Source organism: Metaplanococcus flavidus (assembly GCF_042675885.1).
GTDB classification, from domain to species: Bacteria; Bacillota; Bacilli; order Bacillales_A; family Planococcaceae; genus Planococcus; species Planococcus flavidus.
Window position 1 is genome coordinate 181884 of the sequence record NZ_JBHTKI010000007.1, and the last position, 17394, is coordinate 199277.

Here is a 17394-nt window from a genome sequence, read left to right on the forward strand (position 1 = left end):
TGCGCTGTTTTGCTCCATATCTTAGATCACTTTCTATAAAGGAATACACGTTCAAGTGTGTTGCAAGCGGGAAAGTGGACACTTCCACTCTGCACACAAAACAAAATGAAGTGGCAGGCGGTGACTCCAGCGGGAACTAGAGCGAGTCCTGAGACCCCGCAGTGAGCGAAGCGAGCGAGGAGGCTCAGGCCGCTCCCCGCGGAAGCGTCCGCCTAGAACGAAATGATTGGAAAAGTTCTCGGTTTCTCGACAGAATGAGCGCCGAATCTGCAACAAGCAGATTCGGCGCTCTTTTTATACCAGTTTAAAAGGTTCTGTATTGACTTCGGACGGCAGAAATTCGCATTGCCAGTTTGTATTCATCTCCAGATGATTGGCGACACCACGGATCATCACTTTTTCCACATGATGTCCGGGATCAACAATATTCAAGCCGATCGCTTCAGCATCCTGCGCCGTATGGAAATACATATCTCCCGTAACGTAAACATCCGCTCCGGCACGTTTGGCCTGCTGAATGTATTTATTGCCATCACCGCCAAGAACCGCCACTTTTTTAACGGTATCTTCCCAGTTGCCGACTACGCGGGCGAAAGGAACCTGTAATTTTTCCTTCACCAGTTCGGCAAACTCTTTCAGTGTCAGCGATTCCGGCAATTCCCCTATGCGGCCAAGCCCCATCGGAAGCTCTTTGTTTTCCAAAGTGAAAACATCATAAGCCACTTCTTCATACGGATGTGCGGCAATCATAGCGCGGATGACGCGGTCCTTCTCAAATTTCCGGACCACAACTTCAATTTTCGATTCTTCGGTTGTTTCCAGCTGGCCGGCTTTTCCGATATAGGGGTCGGCATCTGCTGTGGGACGAAAACGGCCAGTACCCGACAGTGTGTAGCTGCAATGCTCGTAATCGCCAATCGATCCGGCACCCGCATTTCCAAGTGCTTCCCGCAGCTCATCTTCGTGGCTTTCCGGCACAAAAACAGCAATTTTCACGAGTTCCGCCTCATAAGTTTGGACGAGAACCTTCGTTTCCTGAAGCCCCAGTGCCTTCGCGAGCAGATCATTGACTCCCCCGTCTGCCACATCGAGATTCGTATGGGCGGCATAGACGGCGATATCATGTTTGATCAGCTGTTCCACCAGCCGGCCTTGCGGAAAATCAGTCTGGATATGTTTCATCGGGCGAAAAATGGGCGGATGATGCGCGATGATCAGTTCCGCACCTTTGGCAATCGCTTCATCGACAACGGCTTCATTGACGTCAAGGGTGACGAGCACCCTCTCAACTTTTTTGTTCAATGTTCCGACGTGAAGGCCGATGGGATCTCCTTCCATCGCAAGATACTTCGGCGACCATTTCTCAAATTCTTCAATGATTTGCAGGCCATTAGGTATTTTCAACATGCAGCACCTCTTCCACCAGATGTATTTTGTCAACGAGTTCTTTTTTCTTCGCAAGAATTTGGAGCGTCTGTTCGGTTGCTTCCATCGAAACGAGAATTCGCTTCCACTGTGAACTTTCCCTGCTCCATTTATCAATAAACACCGAAGACTTTTCTGCCATCAAGATCGGCCCCATCAAAAGTTCCTCTTCTGAATATTTAACAGGAGAAGATGCTGGTTCCAACACGATGATTTCGTATATTTTATCGTTTTCTTTCAGGATTTCCTCTTCAAAGATTGCCCATTGGTTTGCTGCAGCCCATTCTCTGATTGATTTCCCGTGGACATTCGCCTGCAGGATCAGGCGCTCGACTCCTTCAAGTTTAACTTTGCCTTCTTCTAAAATAGATGTAATCAACGGGCCTCCCATGCCTGCAATCGTAATCGCTGTGACGCCGTCAGTCTGCCGGATTGCTGCCAAACCACTGGCAAGCCTAACTTCTATAATGTCCTCCAAACCTTCTTGACGGACTTGTTTTTTCGCTGAATCATAGGGACCTCTGACCACTTCTCCGGCTATTGCTCCTTTAATAACGCCTTTTAAAGCCAGGTAACAAGGAAGGTAAGCGTGATCGCTGCCGATATCCGCCAATACTGCCCCTTCCGGCACAAAGGCAGCAACTCTTTTCAATCTTTCCGATAATTGTTGCGCATTCATCCATTAATCCTCCCAATTGACAGAAAAACCCTTAGCTCCAGAAGAACTAAGGGTTTTTTGCTATTATTCTCCAAGTGATAGAACCCACTCAGCCATTGCCGGAATGTTATCAGCATCAACTAATCCGGGTGGCATAGTGCCTTTACCGTTTATAAGAACATCTTCAATTTCTTCTTGAGACAATTCAGTAGCAACTAAAGATGGTCCTGAAGCGCCTTCATAGCTTGAACCATGACATGCGATACAGCTTTCCTGCGCTTTAGCTTCCGGATCGAATTCTCCTGCATCAGCAGTATCTTCGCCTTCACCAGTGCCTTCACCTGTAGCCATACCTTCGCCGCCTTCTTCTGTTGCTTGATCATCGGCAATTTCACTTTCATTGCCCACGCCTTCCAATGACATGAAGAAAATAAGACCAATACCGAAAGCCATGATTAAGATATAAGGTACAATTGCATTTTTTTGCATCCGTTACCCCTCCCTCTTCTATTTCTGTAAATGATAGTATTCGTATCATTCATTATTGTACTGTATTCTGTTCTAAACGGAAAGGCATAACGGATAAGTTTTGTTCCCTTTGTGACAAATTCAGCAATTTAACAACCGATTTGACGGGCAATGACCATCCGTTGGACTTCCGATGTGCCTTCTCCGATTTCAAGCAATTTCGCATCGCGCATATAACGCTCTACTTCGTATTCTTTCATATAGCCGTAGCCCCCATGAATCTGGATCGCTTCGTTTGCTACCTGCATGGAAATTTCTGAAGCGTAAAGTTTTGCCATGGAAGCTTCTTTCGTAAACGGACGTCCCTGATCTTTCATCCAAGCCGCTTTGTAAACCATATTGCGGGCCAATTCAATTTTCATCGCCATATCAGCCAATTTGAATTGCGTAATCTGGAATTCCGATAAAGTTTTGCCGAATTGCTTGCGTTCTTTGGAATAAGCCAATGCCCGATTGAAAGCGGCTTGTGCAATTCCGACTGCCATCGCGGCAATCCCGATGCGCCCGCCATCAAGCGTAACAAGAAACTGTTTGAAGCCGTCTCCACGTTTGCCCAGCAGGTTGCTTTTAGGAACCCGTACATTATCCAGCACCAATTCAGTCGTATTGGAAGCATTCAGCCCCATTTTTTCATAATTGTCTATAATTGTAAAACCTTCGGCATCTGTCGGCACAATAATTGCGCTGATTTCTTTTTTGCCGTCCACCATGCCAGTAATGGCTGTAATAGCCAAGTGCTTGGCGTGGCTTGCATTCGTGATGTAAACTTTTGATCCGTTGATGACCCAGTCATCGCCATCTTCAACAGCACGTGTTTCCGTACCTCCTGCGTCTGAACCGGCATTGGGTTCTGTCAGGCCGAAAGCACCGAACGATTCGCCTGTACAGATCGGCGTCAGATATTTTTCTTTCTGCTCATCCGTACCGAACAGGTTGAGTGGTGCGCCGCCGAGTGAAATATGGGCTGAATACGTAATTCCTGTAGAAGCACATGCGCGGCTAAGCTCTTCTGTGACAATCGCAAAACTTGTCGTATCTGCGCCGGCCCCGCCGTATTTTTCATCAAACGGCAATCCCATCATCCCCATGTCGGAAAGCTGTTTGAAAATTTCTTTCGGAAATTCTTTGCTGCGGTCGCGGTCAACTGCTCCAGGAGCCACTACCTTATCCGCAAATTCCTTGATTGTCTTTTTAATCATCTGCTGTTCTTGAGTTAAGTCGAAATTCATTGTTTTTACATCCCCTTTGATCTGAATACGCTTTCAATATTCATTATATAGCTAAAATTCCGTCAAACTCAATAGATAAGGGTAAATTGATTTCTAAGCATACGAAGAAAGAAAGTTTTTTACAATCGATATTCCGCAAAACAGCTTGCTTGCCTGGGGGCTCGCGCTGAGCTAACCAAAACCCGTGCTCCTGCATCGCTGCGCTGCTTCGTCGCAAAGAGCTGTCCTCGCAGGCTTCGTCCAACTCTTCGCTGTTTTGCTCCATATCTAAGCTACTCTCTAAGCGCCGGCGCGGCTATGGACTGAGCGGAGCAATAAGACGAGTGCTCTTCTCGGCTTATTGCGGGAGCCTTGTCCAGAGCGCCGAAGCGTGTGTAAAGGCTAATTCTTATGTTCAACTTATATAGATAAAACAAAAACCGTTCCTCATATTTACGATGAGAAACGGCTTTGCTTATTCTAAAAAGTCTTTCAATCGTTTGCTTCTTGAAGGGTGGCGCAGCTTGCGAAGTGCCTTGGCTTCAATCTGGCGGATCCGCTCACGGGTGACGCCGAAAACTTTTCCGACTTCTTCAAGTGTGCGTGTACGGCCGTCATCAAGTCCGAAGCGCAGGCGCAATACATTTTCTTCGCGGTCAGTCAGCGTATCCAGGACATCTTCCAACTGCTCTTTCAACAATTCATAGGCAGCGTGGTCAGACGGTGACTGTGCATCCGAGTCTTCAATGAAATCACCCAGATGGGAATCGTCTTCTTCACCTATCGGCGTTTCTAGTGATACGGGCTCCTGTGCAATCTTCAGGATTTCCCGCACTTTTTCAGGCAGCAGGTCCATTTCTTCACCGATTTCTTCCGGAGAAGGTTCGCGCCCTAAGTCCTGCAGCAGCTGGCGCTGGACACGAATCAGTTTATTGATGGTTTCGACCATATGCACAGGAATCCGAATCGTACGGGCCTGATCGGCAATGGCGCGTGTGATGGCCTGACGGATCCACCACGTTGCATATGTGCTGAATTTGAATCCTTTAGAGTAATCGAATTTTTCAACCGCTTTGATGAGACCCATATTTCCTTCCTGAATCAAATCCAGGAACAGCATTCCACGGCCGACATAGCGTTTGGCGATACTGACAACGAGACGCAGATTGGCTTCAGCCAATCGTTTTTTCGCTTCTTCGTCTCCTTGCTCAATCAATTTCGCAAGACGGACTTCCTCTTCAGCTTTCAAAAGGTCCACTCGACCGATTTCTTTCAGGTACATGCGGACGGGATCGTTGATTTTAATACCTGGAGGCACGCTGAGGTCATTCAAATCGAATTTTTCTTCCGTTGGTTTCATGAGCCGTTCAAGATGCTCTTCATCATCGGATTTTCTTTCGAGTTCAATGCCATGGCCTTCCAGCTGGTCGATAAATTCTTCCACCTGGTCAGACTCCATTTCAAAAATCGCTAATTTATCGGCAATCTGTTCATAATTGAGCTCACCGCTTTTTTTGCCGGCTTCAATCAATAGTTTTTTGGCTTCCTCTACACTCACTTCCGGACCTTCAGTAGTCAATGGTACGTTGCTTGCTTCAATTTCATTTTGGCGTTCAGACTTTTCAGCCATTCGACTTCCTCCTTTAAAAACCGGAATTAAACTATAGCGACTTTCGCAATGCAATCGCTTCTTGTGCAAGAAGCAAAGCGCGTTTCAGGTCGTGCTGTTTTTCCGCTTCTTTTGATTGCTGTAACTTCATTAATATTTCCTGCTCGACCCGATTCTTGCGCAGGTGTTTAAGGCAATCGGCAATTTCTTCTTCCGGATGGTCTGGATCCCGTTCTGAAAGAGCGGTCTCCATCACCAGTTTCCGTAGTTCTGAATCCTGGAGCGTTTCCAGAAATTGATGGAAATCCGCCTTATTCCATTCTTCATAAAAACCGAGCAATTGCACGTATATTGCCTGGAATTCTTCACTGATGAATGGAATTCCTTCTTCCTGCGCCAGTTTGTCCATCACTGCTTCATCTGCCAGGGCGTGTGCCAGCAGGAGCCGCTCCGCTCTATGGAGTGAAGTCACTTTCTTAGGTTCACGCCTGACCGTTTGGGGTGCTCTTTCAGAACGGTTATTTTCCACAGATTTATTTTCCAGTTTGCGGTAATGCTGTAAGATTGCTTCCTGGGACAAACCGGTTTCATCGGCTAATTGCCTGATATAAAGGTCGCGTTCCAGCGGTGTGGAGCGTCCAGCCAATAATTGGAGGACTTCCTGAATATATTGGAGCAGATCATTTTCATATTGAAAATTTTTATGGCGCCTCGCATGCATCATGGCAAAAGCGATGAATGCATGGGGTTTGCCAATAATCTGTTCTTTAAAAGCTTCGCTGCCGTTTTCACGGACATAATCATCCGGATCCATTTTCCCTGGCAGTACAGCAACTTCCACTTTGAACTTTTCCTGATTCAGCGCAATAGCTGCGCGCTTGGCCGCTTCCCATCCTGCATCATCGCCATCAAAACAAATGACGACTTCCTGGGCAAAACGTTTCATCACCCGTATGTGCTGTGTTGTCAGGGAAGTACCCATCGTTGCAAGTGCATTGTCGACTCCTGCTTTTCCTGCTGCAATAACATCCATAAAGCCTTCAAAAAGGACAATGCTTCTGTTCTTCCTGATGGAACCTCTCGCCAGATGAAAATTATAGAGCACCTGGCTTTTTTGGAAAATCGGTGATTCGGGGCTGTTCATATACTTTGCTTCCTGTTTCGTGTTTTCCATGATGCGGCCGGAAAAAGCGATCGCCTTGCCGGTTTCATTCATAATTGGAAACATGATGCGGCCGCGGAACCGGTCAAAATAACCATCCCCCTGTTCACGTGCGATTGCCAGGCCACTTGATGTCAGTTCATCTTCTGTGAACCCTTTTCTCTGCAATGCGGCAGACATATAATTCCATTCCGGCAGCGACCAGCCGATGCGGTATTTCTCGATCATCTCATGACTGAATCCACGATTTTCAAGATAATCCAGCGCCGCCTGGCCTTCTTCCGTATTCAGCAATATATGATGGTACATATCAGCTGCGAATTCGTGCATGGCAACGAGCCGGTTATCAGCCTCGGAGGGAGCAGGTGCCCCGCTCGAAGGCGTGCTGATATCGACATCGTGGCCGGTGCGCTGGCCTAATCGGGATAAAGCTTCCTGAAAAGAAAGATTTTCTATATCCATCAGGAATGTTATGACATTTCCGCCCGCGCCGCATCCGAAACAATGAAAAATCTGTTTGTCGGCAGTGACGGAAAATGAGGGGGTGCTTTCTCCATGGAACGGGCAAAGCCCAAACCAGTTGCGTCCCCTTTTGGTCAATTGTACATATTCACCGACGATATCAACAATATCGGCAGATGAGCGTATTTTCTCGATCACTTCTTCTGGTACCCTACTGGACACATTAATCACCATCTTTATTTGCTTAACATACTTAATTCGTGATACAGCGTCAAAGTCCTTCATATTTCAATAAAAAGATGCGGTGTACAGAATGGTCTATCTTATTGCTTTAGCCACAATTCTCCATTATAAAACGTTTTTCACAAAAAATCCACAAATTAAAGTAGAAAAACCCCCTTCGCAGGTGGTTCTTCTACATTGTTTATTTCAGTTTGCTCATAATCAGGTTGGCAGTCTCTTCTACAGCGCGGTTCGTCACATCGATCACTTCACATTGGATCTTCTCGACCACTTTGTTGAAATGGATGATTTCTTCGTGGATGCGCTGAATTTTTGCGTAATTGGCATCGTCATTCAAACCAAGCGCTATCAGCCTTTCCTTACGAATATGATTTAATTTTTCAGGGGAAATGACGAGCCCGAAACATTTGGCGGGATCGACTTTGTACAGTTCATCAGGAGGATCCACTTCCGGCACCAATGGCACGTTCGCCACTTTCAGCCGTTTATGCGCAAGATATTGCGATAAAGGAGTTTTGGATGTTCTCGAAATTCCGACCAGGACAATATCAGCCATCAGGATGCCTCTGGGATCCCGGCCATCATCATATTTCACGGCAAATTCAATGGCTTCGACTTTTTTGAAATAATCATCATCCAGTTTCCGGACCAGCCCCGCCTCTTCAAGCGGTTCTGCATTCAACTCGACTCTGAGAGCATCCAGCAAAGGGCCCATCAGATCCACTGAGGTGACATGCAGGCGACCGGTTTCATTTACGATAAAGTCACGCAGCTTATTTGACACCAGTGTATAGACAACAAACGCGCGCTGGTCTGCTGCCATATGTATAATATCCTTTACCTGGTCAATTGAATCGATATATGGAAACCTTTTCAATGAAACGTTCTGGTCAGGATTCAAATACTGGCTGACAGCTGCTTTTGCCACCAGTTCCCCTGTCTCTCCCACTGAATCGGAAATCACGAATACTCTCAGTAAATTCATCGTATTTCACCTCATAATTCATGGCTTTCGGATAAGGACAAGAATGCCCGGGTAATATTGGTTTTCGTGATACGGCCCACCACTTTCAGGCCATTTGCCAATTCTTCGACCACTGGCAGCGCGTCAATCTGCTGATTGATCAATCTGTTCGCAACCTGGATCAAAGAATCCGCTTTGGAGCAATAAGTTATATTCGGCATGCGGGTCATGATTATATGAACCGGAATGGCAGTAAGATCCTGGCTGCCGAGACTTGTACGCAACAAATCTTTACGGGACAGAACGCCTGTCAGCATGGAGTTTTTATCCACAACGAAAAGCGTTCCCACATCATCCAAAAACATTTGGCTGATGGCATCATAAACGCTGACATTTTCCCTGACGACAACCGGAATCGACTGAAAGTCTTTTACTTTCATATTGTTCATCGTATCGGTTACATCATGTCCCGGCTTTTTGCCGGAATAAAAATAACCGACCCTCGGACGCGCATCCAGGAATCCGGCCATCGTCAGGATGGCAAGATCCGGGCGTAAAGTCGCCCGCGTCAGATGAAGCCGCTCAGCAATCTGTTCACCCGTGATCGGGCCATTCCCTTTGACGATTCGCAGTATCTCTTCTTGTCTTTTATTGAGTTCGATCGGACTCACCGCCTCAAAATATGTGTTATACTCAATGATGATTATTATATACTAATTAAGGTTTAATTGCTAAGAAAAATTCGGCGTGGTACAATATTGAAAGATTCTATAGCAGGCAATGATGGATTTATAAGTACTGCCAACAGAGCGAGTGGGGATGGTGCAAGCCCACACAGGCGGGAAAAGGCGATCTGGAGCCGTTTTTATTTGAGCGGGCTGCAACAGCAGCCAATCGAGGTGGAACCGCGGGTCATAACGTACTCGTCCTCGGACTTTATGTCCGGGACGTGTACGATTTTTTATTTTATGGAGGTAATTTTTATGTCAATGGAAGAAATAGTATCCTTAGCAAAACACAGAGGCTTTGTATTCCCGGGCTCTGAAATTTACGGAGGCCTGGCCAACACGTGGGATTACGGCCCGCTTGGCGTCGAACTGAAGAACAATATCAAAAAGGCCTGGTGGAAAAAGTTCGTCCAGGAATCCCCTCATAATGTGGGACTCGACGCAGCGATACTGATGAACCCGAAAACCTGGATCGCTTCCGGCCATGTCGGCAACTTCAATGATCCGATGATCGACTGTAAAAGCTGTAAATCACGTCTGCGGGCCGATAAATTGATCGAAGAGGCATTGGATGCGAAAGGAACCGAGATGATCGTCGACGGCCTGTCGTTTGAAAAAATGGCTGAACTGATTGAAGAACACGCAATCGACTGCCCGGTTTGCGGCAAGCACGATTTCACGGAGATCCGCCAGTTCAATCTGATGTTCAAGACGTTCCAGGGCGTCACAGAAGCTTCTACAAATGAAATCTTCCTGCGTCCGGAAACGGCACAGGGAATTTTCGTCAACTATAAAAATGTCCAGCGCTCAATGCGCAAAAGAATGCCATTCGGGATCGCACAGATCGGCAAAAGTTTCCGCAACGAGATCACACCGGGCAATTTCACTTTCCGGACCCGTGAATTTGAACAAATGGAACTTGAGTTTTTCTGCAAACCGGGTGAAGATCTGGAATGGTACGCTTACTGGCGCGACTTCAGCAAAAATTGGCTGCTGAACCTCCATATGTCGGAAGACAATATGCGCCTCCGCGAACACGATGCGGATGAATTGTCCCATTACTCAAACGCCACGGTCGACATCGAATACAAATTCCCGTTCGGCTGGGGCGAACTATGGGGCATCGCTGATCGTACCGACTTTGACCTGAAGCGCCATATGGAACATTCAGGCGACGATTTCACTTACGTCGATCCGGTCACCAACGAACGTTTTGTCCCTTATTGCATCGAGCCATCACTCGGCGCTGACCGAGTGACGCTTGCTTTCCTTGTGGATGCTTATACAGTGGAAGAACTTGAAAATGACGACAAGCGCACCGTGTTGAAATTCCATCCGGCGCTTGCACCATATAAAGCTGCTGTTCTCCCGCTGTCCAAGAAATTAGCGGAAGGCGCGACAGAAGTGTTTGCTGATCTCGCAAAACACTTCATGGTCGATTACGACGAATCCCAGTCCATCGGCAAACGTTACCGCCGCCAGGATGAAATCGGCACGCCGTTCTGCGTGACTTACGATTTCGATTCCGTTGACGACGGCCAGGTAACAGTACGCCACCGTGATTCCATGGAACAGGTGCGCATGCCGATTGCCGAAGTGCAGGCATATATCGAAAAGCATATTCAATTTTAATTAGAAAAGGCGCTGTCCCAAAACATGGGCAGCGCCTTTTTTAGCTTTTTAATAAAGATAAAATGAAAAGCGATATTCCGCAAAACAGCTTCGCTTGCCTGGGGGCTTGCGCTGAGCTAACTCGGTCTCGTTTCACTTCGCCCGAGTGGATCTCAGCACTTCGCTTGGGCCCCTGGGCGTCTGCGCTGTTTTGCTCCATATCTCAGAAATACCTTCTATAAGCAGAAATCCACTTAATTCACTAAGAAGTAAGAAAACTGACACACCGATTCTAAACAACATTTAAATGAAGCAGCAGGCGGCGACTCCTGCTGGATTCAGAGCGAGTCCTGAGACCCCGCAAGGAGCGTAGCGACTGAGGAGGCTCAGGCAGCTCCCAGCGGAACGCCTCCGCCTGAAGCGAAATGATTAGAGAAGTAGATAGTTTTTCGACAGCCAAAAGACCCACAAAAGACTATTCGTCTTTTTGCGGGTCTTCTTTTTTCGGCAAAAATTCCGGCGTGCGTTCGAGCTGTTCAAGGAATTTCCTCGACTTCAGCCGGATTCCTGCCTGTTCTTCATAAATCGTGCGGACAATCCCTTTCAACAGCGATTTTGATTCCTTTTTCAAAGTCAGGGAACCGACGCGTTCAATCGGCACGAAATAAAATGTGCGGATCAGTTTGACCAGCGCCGGACTCAGCCGGATGATGTAAGGGTCGATATGGAAACAGCGGTGGCAAAGAAATCCAAGTTCCTGAAATGAAAAGGCAAACTCGCCATCTGTCGCACCGCAATTCGCACATTCATGGAGTGTCGGGGCAAGCCCTGCCGTCTGCAGCATTTTCCACTCAACAAATAGGGTAATCGCTTCCGGATCATAGCCTTCTTCGATGGCATGAAGCGCCTGATACAGCATTTCGTAGATTCCCGGCTGCGGCTCATCCTGCTCCGTCAGTCGGTCTACCAGTTCCGTGACATAACTGGCGTAAGCAGTCGACATCAGGTCTTCCCGGATATGGCGCAGCGATTCCAATTGGTCGCCCGCTGAAAGCGTCCCCATGCCTTTGCCTTTATAGATTGAATACGTGCCATGCGTAAAAGGCTGGGTAATGGCAGCCAGACGGCTGGTCGGTTTTTTTGCACCTCTCGCCATGCAGGTGATTTTGCCTGCTTCGCGGGTGAACAAGGTGACGATCTTATTGTTTTCACCATAAGGCATCGTGCGGATGACGATGCCTTCTAATTGACTTTGCATGGAGACTACTCCTTAGTATTCATCGTCTCTGAAACCAAAATCACGCAAATGAAGGGCTTTATTGCGCCAGTCTTTCTGCACTTTCACCCATAACTCCAAATAGACTTTCGAACCGAGCAGGTTCTGGATATCCTGGCGGGCACGTGAGCCGATTTCTTTCAGCAAGGCGCCTTTTTTGCCGATGACGATGCCTTTTTGGGAATCGCGTTCGACCATAATGATTGCCTGAACACGCACCATATCCGGATTTTCCTCGTCCGGCGCGATTTTCTCGATTACAACCGCGATGGAATGGGGAATTTCTTCCCGTGTTAAATGAAGCGCTTTTTCACGGATCAATTCTGAAATGATAAAACGTTCCGGATGGTCAGTCACCTGGTCAGCCGGGTAATATTGCGGGCCTTCCGGCAACCGCTCTGAAATTTTCGCAAGCAGATTTTCCACATTATTGCCCTGCAAGGCCGAAATTGGAATCGCTTCTGCAAAATCGAATTCGCTGCGGTATGATTCGATAAGTTTCGGCAAGTTGTCCGGATGGACCTGATCGATTTTATTCAGAACCAGGAATACGGGCACGTCGATGCCTTTCAGCATTTCAAGCACGAAACGGTCCTGTTTGCCGATGCGCTCATCGGCACTGGCCACAAACAGCAGCACATCCACTTCACGAAATGTATTTTTTGCCACTTTCAGCATAAAGTCGCCTAGCTTATGGCGCGGCTCGTTGATGCCGGGTGTATCGATAAAGACCATCTGCGTGTCGTTTGTTGTCACCACGCCCTGGACTTTATTGCGTGTCGTTTGCGGTTTGTCGCTCATGATGGCGATTTTTTGGCCGACCACACGGTTCAGGAATGTCGATTTGCCGACATTCGGGCGTCCGATGATGGAAATGAAGCCTGATTTAAAGCCGTTATTTTCCTGCTGCATATTTTAAATCCTCCGTTGAAAAAGCTCCAGGCAGCAATTCACTGATTGTTGTATCCTGAACATCGCCTTTTAAATTTGTTAAATAAACCGGCATATCGGGTGCACAGAATTCAGCAAGCACCTGGCGGCAGGCGCCGCAAGGGGAAACCGGCCCTTCAGTATCAGCCGAAACAGCCAATGCGACGAATTTGCGGTCGCCTTCCGACACAGCCTTGAACATCGCTGTACGCTCTGCACAATTCGTCATGGAATATCCTGCGTTCTCGATATTGCATCCCAGATAGACTTTGCCGTCAGCTGTCAGCAGTGCAGCACCTACCGGGAATTTTGAATAAGGCACATATGCGTTTCCGCGTGCCGCTATCGCTTGTTCCAATAATTGTTTCTTTTCCATTTCAATCACCTCTATATAAATTAAAACCATTTTGGTAAAAATATTAGTAACCCAATTATAGCACTTGCAATGGCAAATACCAAAACGCCGCCTGCTGCCATGTCTTTTGCCTGTTTGGCAAGAGGATGCAGATCCGGGCTAGCGAGGTCGACAATGCGCTCCATCGAAGAATTGAGCATTTCAAATGCCAGCATGCCGCCAATCACCAGCACGAGCACGAGCCATTCCACCGCCGCTAAGCCCGTCAGCAGGCCGGCCAGGATCACAGCGGCAGCCGCTGTAAAATGAAACCTGATATTCTGTTCACTCTGCAATGCTGCACGTATGCCGGCAAAAGCAAAAACGAATGATCGAAGGAACCTAATTGCTTTCATAGCCATCACGTGTGATTCCAAGTGAATTCAAAATCACATCCTGTTTGGCGAACATCTTTTTTTCTTCCTGATCATTCATATGGTCATAACCGAGAAGGTGCAGAAATCCGTGGACAGCCAGAAAGCCCAGTTCACGTTCAAATGAATGCCCGTAATCCGTTGCCTGTTCTTTCGTCCGGTCCAGCGAAATGATGATATCGCCGAGTACACGCGGTTCGGCAGAATCCTGTATGAGCACTTCTCCTTCTCCCCGTTCTTCCATTGCAAAGGAGATGACATCCGTCGGCTGATCTTTTTCGCGGTAATCACGATTAATTTCCTGAATTCTGTCATTTGTGACGAAACTGACTGACACTTCGGCGTCAGCAATTTCCTCATTTTTAGCTGCATGCTGCAGAATTTTTTCGACAAATTCAATATCGCTTTGTGCCAAAGTTTCGGTTTCGTCCATGAAATCGATTGTTAACAATTTGAAAACCTCCTTTTATTCGTCGTCTTTCGGGTATTCAATTCTTGAATGGAAAATACCGTTCAGTGTCTCACACATGACATGCTTAATCGTTTTCAGTTCTTTCATCGTCAGGTCACATTCATCAAACTGTCCATCCTTCAGTTTATCTTCAATTATCGCATTCACCAATTTTTTTATCTTTTCAGAAGTCGGATCCTTCATCGAACGGACTGCCGCCTCAATACTGTCCGCTGCCATGATAACAGCATTTTCTTTTGTTTGCGGTTTAGGTCCGGCGTAACGGTAATCCTCTTCCCGCACTTCTGGGTTCGTTTCTTTTTCTTTCATATAGAAGTATTTCAAAAGGCTCGTTCCGTGATGCTGATCCGCAATATCAATGATTTCTTTCGGCATTTTGTGTTTGCGCAGCACTTCTGCACCTTGCGCCCCGTGGGACAAAATGATGTCGCGGCTCTTCTGAGGCGGCAGGGAGTCGTGCGGGTTGGCGATATTCACCTGGTTTTCAATGAAATATTGCGGCCGTTTTGTTTTGCCTATGTCATGATAATAGCAGCCGACCCGTGCCAGTAAACCGTTTGCACCGATCGCCTCGCATGAAGCGTCCGCCAGATTGGCCACCATTACACTATGATGATAAGTACCAGGAGTTTCAGTCAGTATTTTCTTTAACAGCGGATGATTCGGGTTCGAAAGTTCAATCAGCCGCATTGGAGAAAGCAAACCGAAAGCCCATTCGAAAAATGGCAGCAATCCGATTGTCAATGCACCGGACAATAATCCCGAAATCACTGCAGCAGCAAAGTAATAACCCACTTCTGCCATATCGTATTGGCTCTGGGAAATCAACAGGTAAAAACCGATAAACAGTGAATTGACAATCGCTACAAAAAGGCTGGTCTGCAATAATCTTGCCCTGCGGTCATCCCGTTCGATCAGATAAACACCGGCTAGTCCGCCAAACAGAATGTAAAGCACTGTTTCCATCTGCATAATTGGCGAATAATCGTACTGCAGCATAATTCCGGCACTTGCAGCAATCAGGATGGTTACAAATAATGCAGTTCTTTCATTGATCAGCATACGGACGATCATTCCCGCCAAAGCAGTAGGAAAAAGGAAAGTGATGTCCACGTCAAAATTTCCATTTACTAAACTGAGAAGTTTCATAAGTGTCAGGCTGATGATAATAACCACAGCCATGACGAGTAGAGCGATGGTCTTTTTTTGTTCCGTTTCATGGGAACGATGGGTAATGATCCATAAGATGGCCATCGCAATCAGCACAAATAATAACAGGCCTAATGCGGGCTTCAGATCCGTTTGATCTTCCGTCATACCCGCAAGCTCCAGCTGGCGGTGTACTTCCCTGTCTATCACTTGTCCTTCCTGTACAAGCACCTGTCCTTGCAGGATTTTAGTCGGTTCCACACTGTCCCTGGCCTGTTCCAATTGGGCTTCTGTCAGTTCTTCATCAACCGTTTCATTTGCAAGTATGCCAAACCGGCCGATTGTCACCGCAGCCTGAAGGACGGAAGCTGGAATTTCCTCATTGTTCAGGATCGATTGTTCAACTTCATTGCGCTTGGCGCCAACCTCCTGTTCACGGACAGGAGAGCTGAGATTTTCTTCAACAATTCCGGCAATCTCCTGCTGAACCGTGTCCAGACGTTCTTCAGGCAATGACAGCAGTGACCGCAGCATATCATCCGTCAGCCTTAATCCGTTGTCGTTCGTTTCCATCAATCGGGTCGTTTCACGCAATTCTGTCAGCATGTCCTGCATATCGGCAGTTTCTTCTTCTGCGGACGTTTCACCATCATTCTCTGCTTCAAGATTTTTCGCGTCTTCCACATATTCGAATAAGGAAGCGATGACGGCTGATTGATTGGCTGCCAGCTCATCATTGAATTTATAACTCGGCGCAAGTTCGGATGCGGCACGCTGTTTTTCAAGTTCAGTTTTCACCGAATCTTCGACTGTTTTAGATGACCGGATTGTGTCCTCAGATAATTGAAACAGCTCGACATTGTATGCATCATCATTTACTGAACTGTAATAGAAACTATAAAATATAATGCCTATCAAAACAATCATAGCCAGTGAAAATACTTTGAAACCTGTCTTTTCAATCATTGCCCGAATCCGTGAGACCATCTGACCACCCCGCTCTTAGTACTTACATCATAACAATTCCAATGAAAGATTTCACGATTAATTCCGAATTATTTCCAGTCATTCTATAAATGGGCTTTTTTTATTAATGAAAAAACCAGCCTCAAGTCGGCTGGTCTTCATAAGCATCTATTATTTTGGAAACCAGCGGATGGCGGACAACGTCTCCACTCTCCAGATACATGAACTGAATTCCGCTGACACTCTTCAGAATTTTTTCAGCAGCAATCAAACCTGATTCAGCGCCCCGAGGTAAATCTATTTGGGTTTTATCTCCGGTGATGATCATTTTCGATCCGAAACCTAAGCGTGTCAAAAACATTTTCATCTGTGCTTTGGTCGTGTTCTGGGCTTCGTCAAGAATGACAAATGCTTCATCCAGTGTTCGGCCACGCATATAAGCGAGCGGCGCAACTTCAATTGTCCCCCGTTCGATGAACCGGTTCGTTTGTTCAACACCGAGTACGTCATGCATGGAATCATACAATGGCCGTAAATACGGGTCCACTTTCTCTTTCAGGTCACCAGGCAAAAAACCGAGGCTTTCTCCAGCCTCCACAGCCGGACGGGTCAGAATTATACGTTTCACATTGCCATTTTTCAGTGCCTGGACAGCCATGACAACAGCCAGGTACGTTTTTCCGGTTCCTGCCGGTCCGATTGCGAATGTCAGGTCTTTATTGCGCATTGCACGGATATAATGGCGTTGGCCAATCGTTTTCGCACGGATGATTTTGCCTGCTGCATTTCTGGCAACTTCCTCATCATATAATTCCGCGAAATATTCGATAGTGCCCGCTTTACCCATTTCAATAGCGGAAACGATATCCCGCTGATCGATATTTATTCCTTTTCGGATCACTTTCAGTAATTGCTCTATTAATAACTTTCCGGTCTCTCTGCCTTCATCTGTCCCTGACAGCTTGATCACTTCACCGCGTGTAAGGATTTGTATATCAAATGCTTCTTCAATCAATGTCATATGATTATCTGATATGCCTAGTAGAAGCACCGCTTCATTCGGGTCTTTCACATGAAGTTCCAATAATTCGTTGTTTGTCATTCGGCCACTCCTTGTATACATTATTTATTCTGATTTTACTCTATCATTAAATACGAATCGCTGTAAAATATTATTGTATCTCTTTTGTTTACATAATATTGTTATGAGTTGATAAATTACAAAATACTCTTGT

At 46.7% G+C, this 17394-nt stretch carries 17 protein-coding genes; 1 reads left to right on the top strand and 16 read right to left on the bottom strand.

Annotation, left to right across the window (positions count from 1 at the left end; all coding sequences use genetic code 11):
• Positions 1-294: 294 nt before the first annotated feature.
• The 9 genes from ACFQ1X_RS04790 to ACFQ1X_RS04830 all read right to left on the bottom strand — a co-directional run bounded on the left by ACFQ1X_RS04790 (position 295) and on the right by ACFQ1X_RS04830 (position 8930).
• Complete coding sequence (locus ACFQ1X_RS04790) at positions 295-1404, bottom strand: Nif3-like dinuclear metal center hexameric protein (RefSeq protein ID WP_144840217.1); 1110 nt, start codon at positions 1402-1404, stop codon at positions 295-297.
• Positions 1391-2104 carry a tRNA (adenine(22)-N(1))-methyltransferase gene (locus ACFQ1X_RS04795; RefSeq protein ID WP_144840156.1) on the bottom strand — a complete coding sequence of 238 codons (714 nt, stop codon included), beginning with the start codon at positions 2102-2104 and terminating at the stop codon, positions 1391-1393. Before ACFQ1X_RS04795 ends, ACFQ1X_RS04790 begins: the two co-directional genes overlap by 14 nt.
• Positions 2105-2167: 63 nt before the next feature.
• A complete protein-coding gene (gene cccA / locus ACFQ1X_RS04800; RefSeq protein WP_144840155.1) occupies positions 2168-2572 on the bottom strand; it encodes a cytochrome c550 in 405 nt (134 codons plus the stop codon).
• Positions 2573-2700: 128 nt separating this feature from the next.
• The gene (locus tag ACFQ1X_RS04805; RefSeq protein WP_144840154.1) at positions 2701-3840 is read right to left on the bottom strand and encodes an acyl-CoA dehydrogenase; all 1140 of its coding nucleotides are present in this window, start codon (positions 3838-3840) and stop codon (positions 2701-2703) included.
• Between the two features lie 43 nt (positions 3841-3883).
• Positions 3884-4105, bottom strand: a complete 222-nt coding sequence (locus tag ACFQ1X_RS04810; RefSeq protein WP_144840153.1) for a hypothetical protein — start codon at positions 4103-4105, stop codon at positions 3884-3886.
• Positions 4106-4294: 189 nt separating this feature from the next.
• Positions 4295-5449 carry an RNA polymerase sigma factor RpoD gene (rpoD, locus tag ACFQ1X_RS04815; RefSeq protein WP_144840152.1) on the bottom strand — a complete coding sequence of 385 codons (1155 nt, stop codon included), beginning with the start codon at positions 5447-5449 and terminating at the stop codon, positions 4295-4297.
• A 31-nt stretch (positions 5450-5480) separates the two neighbouring features.
• Positions 5481-7274 carry a DNA primase gene (gene dnaG, locus ACFQ1X_RS04820; protein ID WP_144840151.1) on the bottom strand — a complete coding sequence of 598 codons (1794 nt, stop codon included), beginning with the start codon at positions 7272-7274 and terminating at the stop codon, positions 5481-5483.
• A gap of 202 nt (positions 7275-7476) precedes the next feature.
• Positions 7477-8280 (bottom strand): pyruvate, water dikinase regulatory protein, encoded by an 804-nt coding sequence (locus ACFQ1X_RS04825; protein WP_144840150.1) that lies wholly within the window; start codon positions 8278-8280, stop codon positions 7477-7479.
• A gap of 11 nt (positions 8281-8291) precedes the next feature.
• Complete coding sequence (locus ACFQ1X_RS04830) at positions 8292-8930, bottom strand: helix-turn-helix transcriptional regulator (RefSeq protein WP_144840149.1); 639 nt, start codon at positions 8928-8930, stop codon at positions 8292-8294.
• A 312-nt stretch (positions 8931-9242) separates the two neighbouring features.
• On the opposite strand from ACFQ1X_RS04830, the gene ACFQ1X_RS04835 reads away from it, so the two are divergent.
• Positions 9243-10619, top strand: a complete 1377-nt coding sequence (locus ACFQ1X_RS04835) for a glycine--tRNA ligase (RefSeq protein WP_144840148.1) — start codon at positions 9243-9245, stop codon at positions 10617-10619.
• A 454-nt stretch (positions 10620-11073) separates the two neighbouring features.
• On the opposite strand, the gene recO is transcribed toward ACFQ1X_RS04835, so the two are convergent.
• The 7 genes from recO to ACFQ1X_RS04870 form a co-directional block, all read right to left on the bottom strand.
• Positions 11074-11856, bottom strand: a complete 783-nt coding sequence (recO, locus tag ACFQ1X_RS04840; RefSeq protein WP_144840147.1) for a DNA repair protein RecO — start codon at positions 11854-11856, stop codon at positions 11074-11076.
• A gap of 12 nt (positions 11857-11868) precedes the next feature.
• A complete protein-coding gene (era, locus tag ACFQ1X_RS04845) occupies positions 11869-12786 on the bottom strand; it encodes a GTPase Era (RefSeq protein WP_144840146.1) in 918 nt (305 codons plus the stop codon).
• Positions 12770-13180, bottom strand: a complete 411-nt coding sequence (locus tag ACFQ1X_RS04850) for a cytidine deaminase (RefSeq protein WP_144840145.1) — start codon at positions 13178-13180, stop codon at positions 12770-12772. The genes era and ACFQ1X_RS04850 overlap by 17 nt, the downstream gene beginning before the upstream one ends.
• A gap of 20 nt (positions 13181-13200) precedes the next feature.
• Complete coding sequence (locus ACFQ1X_RS04855; protein WP_144840216.1) at positions 13201-13554, bottom strand: diacylglycerol kinase family protein; 354 nt, start codon at positions 13552-13554, stop codon at positions 13201-13203.
• Positions 13541-14023 (bottom strand): rRNA maturation RNase YbeY, encoded by a 483-nt coding sequence (ybeY, locus tag ACFQ1X_RS04860; RefSeq protein ID WP_144840144.1) that lies wholly within the window; start codon positions 14021-14023, stop codon positions 13541-13543. Before ybeY ends, ACFQ1X_RS04855 begins: the two co-directional genes overlap by 14 nt.
• A gap of 15 nt (positions 14024-14038) precedes the next feature.
• Positions 14039-16180: an HD family phosphohydrolase gene (locus ACFQ1X_RS04865; RefSeq protein ID WP_144840143.1), complete on the bottom strand. Its 2142-nt coding sequence runs from the start codon at positions 16178-16180 to the stop codon at positions 14039-14041.
• 121 nt (positions 16181-16301) lie between these two features.
• Positions 16302-17261 carry a PhoH family protein gene (locus ACFQ1X_RS04870; RefSeq protein WP_144840142.1) on the bottom strand — a complete coding sequence of 320 codons (960 nt, stop codon included), beginning with the start codon at positions 17259-17261 and terminating at the stop codon, positions 16302-16304.
• Between the last annotated feature and the right edge of the window lie 133 nt (positions 17262-17394).